The sequence below is a fragment of the Streptococcus salivarius genome, from assembly GCF_002094975.1.
Taxonomy (GTDB): Bacteria; Bacillota; Bacilli; order Lactobacillales; family Streptococcaceae; genus Streptococcus; species Streptococcus salivarius_D.
Genome location: NZ_CP015283.1, coordinates 2,100,733 through 2,113,378, shown reverse-complemented (window position 1 = coordinate 2,113,378; position 12,646 = coordinate 2,100,733). Strand labels below are relative to the sequence as shown.

General features: G+C 39.6%; 11 protein-coding genes, 2 tRNA genes, 1 other RNA gene and 1 pseudogene. 11 read left to right on the top strand and 4 right to left on the bottom strand.

Annotation, left to right across the window (positions count from 1 at the left end):
• Positions 1-27: 27 nt before the first annotated feature.
• From V471_RS09965 to V471_RS09945, 5 genes are all read left to right on the top strand, one after another.
• A tRNA-Gln gene (locus V471_RS09965) sits at positions 28-99 on the top strand.
• A gap of 120 nt (positions 100-219) precedes the next feature.
• Positions 220-1,422 (top strand): 30S ribosomal protein S1, encoded by a 1,203-nt coding sequence (rpsA, locus tag V471_RS09960; protein ID WP_003094841.1) that lies wholly within the window; start codon positions 220-222, stop codon positions 1,420-1,422.
• A 69-nt stretch (positions 1,423-1,491) separates the two neighbouring features.
• Positions 1,492-1,563 (top strand) — tRNA-Arg (locus tag V471_RS09955).
• Positions 1,564-1,812: 249 nt separating this feature from the next.
• Positions 1,813-2,162: a transfer-messenger RNA gene (gene ssrA / locus V471_RS09950) on the top strand.
• A gap of 45 nt (positions 2,163-2,207) precedes the next feature.
• Positions 2,208-2,828 (top strand): DUF3862 domain-containing protein, encoded by a 621-nt coding sequence (locus tag V471_RS09945; protein WP_002885892.1) that lies wholly within the window; start codon positions 2,208-2,210, stop codon positions 2,826-2,828.
• An 82-nt stretch (positions 2,829-2,910) separates the two neighbouring features.
• Here the strand turns inward: V471_RS09945 and V471_RS09940 are convergent.
• A pseudogene (locus tag V471_RS09940) lies at positions 2,911-4,160 on the bottom strand (ISL3 family transposase).
• A gap of 169 nt (positions 4,161-4,329) precedes the next feature.
• Between V471_RS09940 and V471_RS09935 the strand changes: the two are divergent.
• A complete protein-coding gene (locus tag V471_RS09935; protein WP_014633415.1) occupies positions 4,330-5,013 on the top strand; it encodes a TVP38/TMEM64 family protein in 684 nt (227 codons plus the stop codon).
• A gap of 79 nt (positions 5,014-5,092) precedes the next feature.
• Positions 5,093-6,055: a Gfo/Idh/MocA family protein gene (locus tag V471_RS09930; RefSeq protein WP_013990922.1), complete on the top strand. Its 963-nt coding sequence runs from the start codon at positions 5,093-5,095 to the stop codon at positions 6,053-6,055.
• 45 nt (positions 6,056-6,100) lie between these two features.
• On the opposite strand, the gene V471_RS09925 is transcribed toward V471_RS09930, so the two are convergent.
• The 3 genes from V471_RS09925 to V471_RS09915 form a co-directional block, all read right to left on the bottom strand.
• The gene (locus V471_RS09925) at positions 6,101-6,403 is read right to left on the bottom strand and encodes a DUF1827 family protein (protein WP_002885967.1); all 303 of its coding nucleotides are present in this window, start codon (positions 6,401-6,403) and stop codon (positions 6,101-6,103) included.
• A 9-nt stretch (positions 6,404-6,412) separates the two neighbouring features.
• Complete coding sequence (locus V471_RS09920) at positions 6,413-6,871, bottom strand: NUDIX hydrolase (protein WP_013990921.1); 459 nt, start codon at positions 6,869-6,871, stop codon at positions 6,413-6,415.
• Between the two features lie 142 nt (positions 6,872-7,013).
• The gene (locus tag V471_RS09915; RefSeq protein WP_084871470.1) at positions 7,014-9,284 is read right to left on the bottom strand and encodes an ATP-dependent Clp protease ATP-binding subunit; all 2,271 of its coding nucleotides are present in this window, start codon (positions 9,282-9,284) and stop codon (positions 7,014-7,016) included.
• Positions 9,285-9,526: 242 nt separating this feature from the next.
• On the opposite strand from V471_RS09915, the gene argF reads away from it, so the two are divergent.
• From argF to V471_RS09895, 4 genes are all read left to right on the top strand, one after another.
• A complete protein-coding gene (gene argF / locus V471_RS09910; protein ID WP_004182944.1) occupies positions 9,527-10,507 on the top strand; it encodes an ornithine carbamoyltransferase in 981 nt (326 codons plus the stop codon).
• Between the two features lie 68 nt (positions 10,508-10,575).
• Positions 10,576-10,806, top strand: a complete 231-nt coding sequence (locus tag V471_RS09905; RefSeq protein WP_002885970.1) for a DUF1797 family protein — start codon at positions 10,576-10,578, stop codon at positions 10,804-10,806.
• Between the two features lie 313 nt (positions 10,807-11,119).
• Complete coding sequence (locus V471_RS09900) at positions 11,120-11,800, top strand: amino acid ABC transporter permease (protein ID WP_002886081.1); 681 nt, start codon at positions 11,120-11,122, stop codon at positions 11,798-11,800.
• Positions 11,800-12,534 carry an amino acid ABC transporter ATP-binding protein gene (locus V471_RS09895; RefSeq protein ID WP_013990918.1) on the top strand — a complete coding sequence of 245 codons (735 nt, stop codon included), beginning with the start codon at positions 11,800-11,802 and terminating at the stop codon, positions 12,532-12,534. Before V471_RS09900 ends, V471_RS09895 begins: the two co-directional genes overlap by 1 nt.
• Positions 12,535-12,646 lie beyond the last annotated feature (112 nt).

Below are 12,646 nucleotides of genomic sequence, written 5' to 3'. Positions count from 1 at the left end.
AGATGTTTTTTTATAGCATTTTGCTATTGGGGTATAGCCAAGCGGTAAGGCAAGGGACTTTGACTCCCTCATGCGTTGGTTCGAATCCAGCTACCCCAGTAAAAGGTATCGGGTGCATTGGCACCGTCTATGTTAACCATTGTCTTTGCGGGTACCTTTAAAAATATATTGTTATCAAGGGTCAGAATTGGCTGGCTCTTGTTGGAGGATCTTTTTAGAATGAACGAATTTGAAGAATTGCTAAACAGTGTTAGCGAAGTTAACACAGGTGACGTTGTAACAGCTGAAGTTATCTCAGTAGATAATGATCAAGCAAATGTTGTTATCGAAGGAACTGGTATCGAAGGTGTTTTGACACGTCGTGAATTGACAAACGACCGTGACGCAAACGTTGCAGACCTTGTTAAAGTTGGTGAAACACTTGAAGTGCTTGTTCTTCGTCAAGTTGTTGGTAAAGATACTGATACTGTAACTTACCTTGTATCTAAAAAACGCTTGGAAGCTCGCAAAGCTTGGGATAAACTTGTTGGTCGTGAAGAAGAAGTTGTTACTGTTAAAGGGACACGTGCTGTTAAAGGCGGACTTTCAGTTGAATTTGAAGGTCTTCGTGGATTTATTCCAGCTTCAATGATCGATACTCGTTTTGTTCGTAACACTGAACAATTTGTAGGTCAAGAATTTGACGCTAAAATTAAAGAAGTTGATCCAGCTGAAAACCGTTTCATCCTTTCACGTCGTGAAGTTGTTGAAGCAGAAGCTGCAGAAGCTCGTAAAGAAGTCTTCTCTAAACTTGAAGTTGGTTCAATCGTAACTGGTAAAGTTGCTCGTTTGACAAGCTTCGGTGCTTTCATCGACCTTGGTGGTGTTGACGGACTTGTTCACGTGACTGAATTGTCTCATGAACGTAACGTTTCACCTAAATCAGTTGTATCTGTAGGTGATGAAGTTGAAGTTAAAGTTCTTGCTATCGACGAAGAAGCAGGACGTGTATCACTTTCACTTAAAGCAACAACACCTGGACCATGGGATGGCGTTGAACAAAAACTTGCTGCTGGTGATGTTATCGAAGGTAAAGTTAAACGCTTGACTGACTTCGGTGCTTTCGTTGAAGTATTGCCAGGTATCGATGGACTTGTTCACATCTCACAAATTTCACACAAACGTGTTGAAAATCCAAAAGATGTTCTTTCAGTAGGTCAAGACGTTACTGTTAAAGTTCTTGAAGTAAACGCTGATGCAGAACGTGTATCACTTTCAATCAAAGCTCTTGAAGAACGTCCAGCTAACGCTGAAGGCGAAAACAACGAAAAACGTCAATCACGTCCACGTCGTCCAAAACGTCAAGAAAAACGTGACTACGAACTTCCAGAAACTCAATCTGGATTCTCAATGGCGGATCTTTTCGGAGATATCGAATTGTAAGATAAAAAAAGAGGCATGGAAACATGTCTTTTTTTCTATTTTAGAGTATGCTATAATAGTATACTGTTAGCACCCTTAGTGTAATGGATATCACGTAAGATTCCGGTTCTTGAGATAGGGGTTCGATTCCCTTAGGGTGCAAAAAGAAAAGCGTTGAAAGATTTGTTCTCTCAACGTTTTTTACTCGGTAAGTTTTAGTGAAAGTATTTTATAAAATCTTTTAGCATTGAAAGGGAAAAGACAAGCATACAGAAAAAAGTTATTAGCTTATCCTAAAACCAAAGTAAGCTACTTTATTAGCAATTCCATGGTTGATTTATTGGGGAGGCAGTTTGGCTAATCTTTTGCAATTGATTAAAAAATTTGCTATAATACTCAGTATCTCATATTGGGGTCGTTACGGATTCGACAGGCATTATGAGGCATATTCTGCGACTCGTGTGGCGACGTAAACGCTCAGTTAAATATAACTGCAAAAAATACTAATTCTTACGCTGTAGCAGCCTAAACACCTGCTCGCGTGACTTCTAGCAGATTGCTTATGTTTGTTTAGAGGTTTTATTGATTTATAAGCTACGTTTGACCATTGCCTAGCTGGTTGAAAAGAGATTTATAGGCTCGCAGATAGAAGGCTTGAGTTATGTGTCGTCTATCTGTTAAATGAAAGACATAACCTATGGTTGTAGACGAATATGTTGGCAGGTGTTTGGACGTGGGTTCGACTCCCACCGGCTCCATAAAAACCAGAGGCGTCAGCCTTTTATTTGTATATATAGGAATTTATTATGAAAAAACTTTTGTCTTTGACCGTTTTAGGTCTCTCACTTTTTACTCTAGCTGCTTGTGGAAAATCTTCGTCTAAGACAGAGACGAAGGGATCTTTGGATAATGAAGCCTCAAAGATTTTAACCGTTAAGCATGGGAATGTTCGCCAGAACTTTGATAAGATTACCATGGCAAATGCTTCTCAGGAATTTTCAGGAGGCTCAAATCTTGATAGCTTGAAGGGCTGGTTTGGTGAACCCTCATCAACGAGTCAGGAGCAGGCAGGAGATGCTAAGCTTGATGTTTATAATTGGCAGTATGACAATGTTGTTGTTACAGCGAAACTCTTTAACAATAGCACTGTTGTTAAGTCAATTTCAAACTTTTCTTACGTCCGTGATCCTAAAATCACACTGAAGATGTACGAAAATCTCAAAAATGGAACTAGCTATGACGATGCTGTCAAAACTCTTGGTACACCGGATGTTTATTCGATTGCTGTTTCTTCAGATGCAACAATGACACAAGCACTTTGGTCTTCGAACCTTGTCGCTAAGAAGGGTGAAACAGGTAGCCTTACCCTTAACTTTAAAAATGGTGCCTTGGAAAACAAGTCGCAAGCAAATTTGATTAACAAGTAATCACAGTAAAAGATGCCTTTCTAAATCAATGAAGGCATTTTTGGCTCTTTGTCAACTGTAGTGGGTGACGAAAAGCTAACATCTAGAGAGGACCTGATAGGTCTTCTCTTTTTTTATGTTTAGAGTGATGAAGACACGTTTCTTAAAGTTGATGAAGTTTCTAAAACCGAAGCCCAACCGTTTGATGTCTTTAATCAACTTGTTAGTCGCTTCGAGTTTCGCGTTTGAATAGTCAGTTTCTAGCGCATTCTTGATGTATTGCTTGTGTCTAAGAAAAGTCCTAAAGACCGTTTGAAAGTAGTGATTGACCTTGCTCATGTTCTCCTCTATTAACTCAAAAAACTCATCTACCCTCTTCTCCTGAAAGTGAAAAAGCAAAAGCTGATAAAGTTTGTAGGCATTAGCGAGCTCTTCTGAAAAGACCAATGTCTTCTCAATGATTTCATGTGGTACTAAAGTTTGTCGGAAGGTCTTTGAATAAAAAGAGTTGAGCGATAGCTTACGGCTGTCCTTTTGAAAGAGTCGCCAGTGATTTTTCAAGGCTCGATAGGGTAGTGACTTCTTATCAAACTGGTTCATAATAGCAATTCTTGTCTTTAAAAATGCTCGACCAAGGTGCTGGATAATGTGGAAACGATCAAGAACGATTTTGGCGTTTGGAAAAAGTTTTTTGGCTAGTGGCATATAGGTCCCCGACATATCCATCGTGATAAACTGTACCTGTTGTCGGACTTTCAATGGATACTTCAAAAAGTAGTTTCGTATAGTGGTTTGGCGACGATTATCAAGGATGGTTATGAGTTTGTTTGTCTCATAGTTCTGCGCAACAAAAGCCAATTTCCCTTTCTTGAATCCAAACTCATCCCAGGACATAATAGCTGGGAGTTTGTCATAGTGTTCCTTGAAAGTAAACTGGTCGAGCTTACGATAGACAGTGGACGTTGACACGCGAAGTCTTCTGGCAATATCTGTTAATGACACCTTCTCAGTTAGGAGTTGTGTAACCTTTTGTCGGACTAGATTGGAGATTTGGCAGTTTTTCTCAACGATAGATGTCTCAGCTACCGTGACTCGTCTACAACTTTTACACTGGAAACGACGTTTTTTCAGACGTAGTAGTGTTGGAGTTCCAGCTTGCTCAAGAAGAGGGATTTTAGAAGGCTTTTGAAAGTCGTACTTGATCATCTTTCCATGGCAATGAGGACATGATGGTGCAGGGGAATCGAGTTTTGCTTGAATCTCGATATGAGTATCAGTTTCAAAAACAAGTGAAATATTGATATTTTGGTCTTTAATTCCGATTAATTCTGTGGTATTCTTAATAAGTCTCATAAGTTCTTCCTAATGATGGTTTGGTTGCTTTTCATTATAGTTCTTATGGGACTTTTTGTCTGCATTCAAAAAGCTCTGTAATCTCTACAGTGGTTTTACCCACTACAGAAATTATAGAGCCGCATTTTTTTGTTATAATAAAAGGAGCGATTAAGATTATGGAGATGTAATGACTAAAAAAAGACTATTTTTTATAGGGATAGCAGGTTTAATACTGGTATTCTTATGGCCTCTTTTAAATAACTTCATCCCCTTAATCAAGGAATGGACCAACGCTAAGCATGATCAAGCCTTTTTAAGAGAAGTTTTTAAGCAGGCTAATTTCCAAAATGCACTGATCCTTCTTAGTCTCATGATTCTGTCATCGGCTATTCCTGGAGTTTCAAGTTCTATTTTTTGTATTTTTGTTGGGCTACTCTATGGCCCTTTGCTTGCGATTCCGATGAATATTATTGGTAATACTTTTGGGAATTTAACTAGTTTTGAAATTCTGAGAAGACTTGAAAAGCCAGAGAAGTCCAAACGCATGGAGAAACTTCTAAACTATATTGAGAACTTTAAGCATCGCTTTATTGGGATTTCACTGGCCTTCTCTATTCCATTTATACCATCAGCTCTGGTCAATTATGCTTGTGTTCAAATGAATTTACCCACAAGGACGAGGATTTTGGCGACACTTATTGGAGTGACGCCAGTATCGATTGTTTATGCAGTTAGTGGAGATTTGTTGCTTAATATCCGTCCAATCCGAATGCCATTAGTGGCAGTACTTGCCATCTTGCTTTTTATCTCACTCGTCATTTACTTTATCCATTTTAGGAAGGAAAAAAATGAGCTTCATTCAAGTAACTAAAGAAGAATTTAACACCTATGAGTTTGTCCTTAGTGTTAGTCCGTTTCAAAGAGAGATTAGAAATTAAGGAGGTAAGTTGATGAAACTTGCATTATTGGGTACAGGAATGATTGTGACAGAGGTTCTTCCTGTGTTAACGACTATTGAGGGCATTGAGCTTGAAGCTATCTTGTCGACACCACGCTCACTTGACAAGGCAGAAGCCCTAGCTAAGCAATATGGTTTGTCTCAGGCGACTAGTGATTATGAGTTAATTTTGTCCAATCCAGAAGTCGATACGATTTATGTGGGAACGCCCAACCATACCCACTATGATTATGCTAAGAAAGCACTTTTGGCCGGCAAGCATGTTATCTGTGAGAAACCCTTCACCTTACATTTGAAAGAGTTTGAAGAGCTAGCTAAGCTTGCTCAAGAAAAAGAGCTTCTCTTGATGGAGGCTATTACCAATCAATATTTGGCTAATTTTACAGCGATTAAGGAAGCCTTGTCTGATATTGGAGATGTTAAGATTGTGAATATCAATTATTCTCAATATTCGTCACGTTATGACGCCTTTAAGCGAGGAGAGATTGCTCCTGCCTTCAACCCTGAAATGGGTGGGGGAGCACTTAGAGATCTTAATATCTATAATATCCATCTCCTGGTTGGCCTTTTTGGAAAGCCTCATCGTGTGGAATATCTACCTAATGTGGAGCGAGGAGTGGATACGTCAGGAATTCTAGTTTTGGACTATGGTCACTTTAAGGCTGTTGCCATTGGAGCTAAAGATTGTAGTGCGGAGATTCGTTCAACTATACAAGGTGATAAGGGCGCTATTACAATTTTTGGTGCAACCAATACTCTTCCTGAGATTGGAGTCACTCTCAATGGTCAGAAAGAGAGAGTCGTCAATCTCAATAGTCCACAACATCGTATGCATGATGAATTTGTGGCTTTTGAAAAGATGGTGGCTACTAAGGATTTTGACAGTGTTGCCAAGCGGTTGGAACATAGTCGTCAGGTTATGGAAGTTCTGGATCAAGCTTCGAAAGCTTTGTAACATACAAAAAAACAAGCAGTGGTATTAGCCATTGCTTGTTTTGTCTTATACAGTTGTTGGGAATGAAATCTCAATCAATTTGTCAGTGTGTACTGTTCTGAGTTTGTCCATCAAAACAATATCCTTGTCGATTTTTCGTTTGAGGAAGAATTCACGGATAACTTCTAATTCATTGTCTTTAACAGCACGGTGTTTATTTGAAATCAAGAGTTCATAATGCTTAGGTGCTTGTGTAAAGACAACATCAGTATTCCCAGCAGAGTAGGTCTCTACGAGAAAGGCATCCGTGTTGTCCAGTTGGTTTTGAACGAGTTCTTGGTGTGTACGGGTCGTATTAATGAGTTTCATAGTTTCCTCCTAGGATTTGTCAGTTGTTGTGTTAGTTTCTTTCCATTGTTCGATTCCCCATTTATGACTGCCACGTTTAAGTTTAGCAATGGCTTCATCAATTGGAAACCAAGCCAGATTATTGAAATCTTCAAGAGGTTTGCCAATTTTTGAAAAATCTACAACTTCATAAATATAGGCTGGATTGTAATAGTAAGTGTCACGGTGGCTTGAATAGAAGTATTCATCGGCCTGGCCATAGTACTGGCCCAAAGTGGCTGTAAACCCAAGTTCTTCAATTAACTCGCGTTCTAATGCACTATAGTGATCCTCGCCTGCTTCGATCTCTCCACCTGGGAGAAACCAAGCCCCGTTAGGAGCCTGGACTAAAATAATCTTTGTATTTTCTTGGTTAGGAATCACAGCATAAACACCGTAACGTGTTTGATAATGAGCTCCCTCAACCTTGTCACCAAATGTTGGATTCATGAGTTGCTCCTTACGTTTATTTGCCTATATTATACTAAAATTTTGCTCATTTTCCTATTGATTTAGGCAGAATTAGGGATAAATTTGAAAATAGGAAATGAAAAGATAAAGAAACCAAGTCATTGCGACTTGGTTTCTTTGTTTAATCAGTTTCTTTTGATGTCTCAGCTTTCTGAGTAGCTTTTTCAGCTTTTTTAGCAGACTTAATGGTGATGTGGCCTTTTGAAGTCATGACTGCCTTGAGATCTTTTTCATTTGGATTTTCAAGGTAGAAGTCTGTAATAGCATCTTCAATATGGTCTTGGATGGTACGACGTAGTGGTCGAGCCCCCATCTTAGGATCGTAACCAAGGTCAACCAATTTTTCCTTAACTTTCTCAGTTACACTGAGGTGGATACCGTTATTAGCCAAGCGTTGGTTGACATTATCAAGCATGAGGTCAACGATAGTAAGGAGATTTTCTTTGCTAAGGGCAGAGAATTCGATAATACCGTCAAAGCGGTTCATGAATTCAGGGCTGAAGAAATCTCCAAGCTGGTTAAGCACAGAATTGGTACGATTTTCACGGGCAGCTCCAAAGCCAACGCTAGCTTCAACTTTACCTGTACCAGCATTTGAAGTCATGATGATGATGGAATCCTTGAAACTTACAGTTCGCCCTTGACCATCAGTCAAGCGACCGTCGTCAAGAACTTGGAGGAACATGTGAAGAACGTCTGGGTGAGCTTTTTCAACCTCATCCAGAAGAATGAGTGAATATGGATTACGGCGGACTTTTTCAGTTAACTGACCAGCTTCGTCGTAACCGACGTATCCTGGAGGGGCACCGACCAATTTAGCGACAGCATGTTTTTCCATGTATTCTGACATGTCGAAACGAATCATACTGTCAGCTGAACCAAAGAGTTCAATAGCCAATTGTTTAGAGAGTTCAGTTTTACCGACTCCTGTAGGACCTACGAAGAGGAAGCTACCAATTGGGCGATTTGGTGCACCCAATCCAACACGATTACGACGGATGGCTTTGGCAATCTTATCAACTGCTGCATCTTGTCCAATAACATGTGATTTAAGATCATCAGCAAGACTAAGAAGTTGTGATTGTTCTTTTTCTTTCAAATCACCGACAGGAATATTGGTTTTTTGTTCCACAATGGCTTCGATATGTTTTTCTGTGATGACAGGCATATCTTGGTCTTTGATGGTTTGTTTTTGCATTTCCTTGTATTTAGCAATTTGATCACGGAAATAGGCAGCTTTTTCAAAGTCTTCGTCACGAGTAGCTTGAGCCTTGAGGTTTTCAGCCTCAATCAAACGTTTGTCGATATCTTTAGGATCAACAAAATTGAGGGTCAAGTTCATCTTAGAACCAGCTTCATCGAGAAGGTCAATGGCCTTGTCTGGCAAGAAACGGTCTTGAATGTAGCGGTTGGACAATTCTGCAGCTGCAGTAATCGCTTCGTCCGTATATTTGACGTGGTGGTAGTCTTGATATTTAGGTTGAATACCACGCAAAATAGTGATGGTTTCCTCAACCGTTGGTTCGTCAACCTTAACTGGTTGCATACGACGCTCTAGGGCAGCATCTTTTTCGATGATGCGGTATTCGTTGAGTGTTGTTGCTCCGACCAGTTGAAGTTCCCCACGAGCAAGGGCAGGTTTTAGGATGTTTCCAGCATCCATATTGCCATCACCAGCATTACCAGCTCCTACAATTTCATGGATTTCATCAATAAATAGGATCACATCCTGACGTTGACGAATTTCTTCCATGAGTTTTTGCATGCGTTCTTCAAATTGGCCACGGATACCAGTCCCTTGAACCAGGCTGACCACATCAAGACGGATGACTTGTTTGCCTTGGAGTTTTTGTGGCACGCTACCGTCAACGATTTTTTGAGCTAGGCCTTCAACGACAGCAGTCTTACCGACACCGGGTTCACCGATGAGGACAGGGTTGTTTTTGGTACGGCGGTTAAGAATTTCGATGACACGAATGATTTCCTCGTCACGACCAATAACAGGATCAATGTCTCCGCGACGAGCGATGTCAGTGATGTTGATGCCGAACTCTTCAAGAAGACCTTGTGGCTGTTGAGGAGCTTGTTGGCGTGGTCCTCCTGGACGGCCTGGCCCTTGTGTATTGCCACCGTTTCCTTGGTTACCTCCTTCTTGTGTTGGAGGTGTATTGGGAAGATCGCCGTTAGAAGAACGGAAGTTATTTAGGTCGCTGAAGAAATCGTCGAAGAAGTTGGAACCTCCTGTTTGATTGAATTGATTGAGGGGGTTCTCTGGGTCAGATTTCATGATTTTATAACAATTTTGACAGAGGTCAACTTGTTGCTGATTACCATTTACATTGGTATACAAATGAATACTAGCTTCATTAAGGTTACAGTTTTGACAGAGCATATCAGTACCTCTTTTCTATCTGAATTGGGAAAGACCTTTATTGAAAAAAATCTTGGTCAAAAAAGGTCAAATCTATGACTTCATTATAGCATGCGGAAGGTAGATTGCAAGTAAAAAGCATCTAGGTTTGGCACTCTCTTGATAAGAGTGCTAATTTTGAATTTTAATTCAGAATCGCTTGTCTAAAATGTATAAATATTATATAATTATTTTATATTATTCAGAACGAAAGAGAGATACCTATGACACAAGCTAAATCATTTTTGAAAGAAATCGACTTTACCAAGCAGGAACTTGAGGAGTTGATCGATTTATCCATAAAATTTAAACAGTTAAAGAAGGAAAGAATTCCGCATAAATATTTAGATGGCTTAAATATTGCCTTGATTTTTGAAAAAACATCTACAAGAACTCGCTCAGCTTTTACAGTGGCTGGTCAGGATCTAGGTATGAATGTGACCTATCTTGGTGCTGGAGACATTCAGTTAGGTAAAAAGGAATCTGTAGTTGATACAGCCAAGGTGCTTGGTTCTATGTTTGATGGAATCGAATACCGTGGTTTTAAGCAAGAAGATGTCGAAGATTTGGCTAAGTACTCAGGTGTTCCGGTCTGGAATGGTTTGACGGATACCTGGCATCCAACGCAAATGATTGCGGATTTCATGACTTTGAAGGAGCATTTTGGTAGTTTGGAAGGTTTGACCATCGCCTATATTGGAGATGGTAGAAATAATATGGCCAACTCACTTTTGGTCACTTCGGCTATTTTAGGCGTTAATGTCAAGATTATTGCCCCAGAGGTGCTGCAACCCGAAGATGAGATTGTAGCCCTAGCTCAGAAACATAATAATGGTGCCGATTTAACCATTACAGATGATATTTCAGAGGTCAAGGGAGTGGATATGCTTTATACGGATGTCTGGGTATCTATGGGTGAAGAAGTAGACTTTAAATCTCGTATTGATTTACTCTTGCCTTATCAAATTAATGCAGACCTACTTGCCAAGACGGAAAATCCAGATGTCATCGTTATGCACTGTCTCCCAGCCTTTCATGATCTCAATACCCAAATTGGGAAAGAAATCTATGACAAATACGGTTTGGCAGAGTTAGAAATCACCGATCAAGTCTTCCAAAAATACAGTGATATCATCTTCCAAGAAGCTGAGAATCGTATGCATTCTATCAAGGCCATTATGTACAATTCCTTGAAAAATATTTAAAATTCCCCCATTTTTCCCATAAGTGTGATAAAATAAGTAAGAAATACACAATTAATAGGAGAAATAACATGGAATCACATTTGGTGAGAATCATTAACCGTCTTGAAATGATGGCGGCTGATGGTGGTAATTTGAAACGTAATTTTGAACGTGAAGGAGTGGTTGTTGCCGAAGTATCATTTAGCAACGATCCTGAAAATGGTCCAGTTTTCACATTGCGTGACGTTGAAGCACGTGAATCTTATTCATTTGATAGCATCGACTTGATTGCAATGGAAATCTACGATTTGCTTTACTAATAAATTATTTTGGAACTTTACAAGATTCCAAAAATCAGAATGCCTGAAACTATCGAGTTTCAGGCATTTTTATCAGGATGAAAACATGGGGTGATGCTTGTATGGCTTGTCAAAACAGGCAGTGTTTCAACTCATTGGCAAAGTTTTTGGCGTGGTGTCATCTCGAAAATACATGAGGTGTATTGCTTAAGAGTTTTGCTAGCTAGGTCTATAACTTAGTTTTTATACTGAAATATCGCATTTATAAGAAAATACTTTATTATTATACAGTCTTCTGATATAATATTGAAGAATATTAGTAAGGAGTATCTAGATGAATTTTTCATTTCTACCACAGTTTTGGTCTTACTTTAACTATGGTGTCTTAGTAACAATTATGATTTCGGTCTGCGTGGTCTTCTTCGGAACCATCCTTGGGGTTTTGGTATCCTTGGCCAAACGTTCTGGAATCAAACCTTTGGAGTGGTTGGTAAGCCTTTATGTTTGGGTTTTCCGTGGGACTCCTATGGTTGTGCAGATTATGATTGCTTTTAACCTTATCCACATGAATCTTCCAACTGTTCAGTTTGGCATTTTGAACCTTGATTTGTCACGTATCGTTCCAGGTATTATCGTCCTTTCTTTGAATAGTGGTGCTTATATTTCTGAGAGTGTACGTGCAGGTATCGAGTCTATTCCTAAAGGTCAGGTTGAAGCTGCCTACTCACTTGGTATCCGTCCATGGAATACCATGCGTTATGTGGTCTTGCCTCAAGCTATTAAAAATATCTTGCCTGCCTTGGGTAACGAGTTTGTTACTATTATTAAGGATAGTTCGCTCTTGCAAACCATCGGGGTTATGGAATTGTGGAATGGTGCACAAACTGTTGCAACAACAACCTACTTGACCTTGACGCCGCTCTTGTTCGCAGCCTTCTATTACTTGATTGTGACAACAGCTATGACGGCACTCTTGAAACAAATGGAAAAACGACTTGGGGAGGGACGTAAATAATGGCAGAAACAATTATTGAGATTAAAAATCTTCACAAGTATTTTGGTAAGAACGAAGTTCTCAAAGGGATTGATCTAGATATTAAAAAGGGTGAAGTAGTGGTTATCATCGGTCCTTCAGGATCAGGAAAGTCAACCTTCCTACGCTCAATGAACTTGCTTGAGAAACCTACAAAAGGTGTTATCTCCTTTGAAGGTGTGGATATTACAGATAAAAATAACGACATTTTCAAAATGCGTGAGAAGATGGGGATGGTTTTCCAACAGTTCAACCTCTTCCCTAATATGACAGTTAAAGAAAATATCACCTTGTCACCAATTAAGACTAAAGGTGTTTCTAAAGCTGATGCAGAAGCAAAGGCTATGGAACTTTTAGAAAAGGTTGGCTTGAAAGATAAGGCAGATGCCTACCCAACAAGTCTATCAGGTGGTCAGCAACAACGTATTGCAATTGCACGTGGTTTGGCTATGGATCCAGACGTTCTCTTGTTTGACGAACCAACATCAGCCCTTGACCCAGAGATGGTTGGTGAAGTTCTATCCGTTATGCAGGACCTTGCTAAATCAGGGATGACAATGGCAATCGTTACCCACGAAATGGGCTTTGCTTATGAAGTGGCAGATCGTGTTATCTTTATGGATGGCGGTGTCATTGTCGAAGAAGGCACACCACAAGAGATCTTCGACAATACTAAGGAAGATCGTACCAAGGATTTCTTGAGTAAGGTTTTGTAAGATATTCATTAAGTATATATACATTGTTTGTGAAGGCTGGAACTTTTCCAGCCTTTTCTTTTTGTGTTCTACTTTTCTAGAATCATTCTTGTTTAGGATAATATTGCGGAAA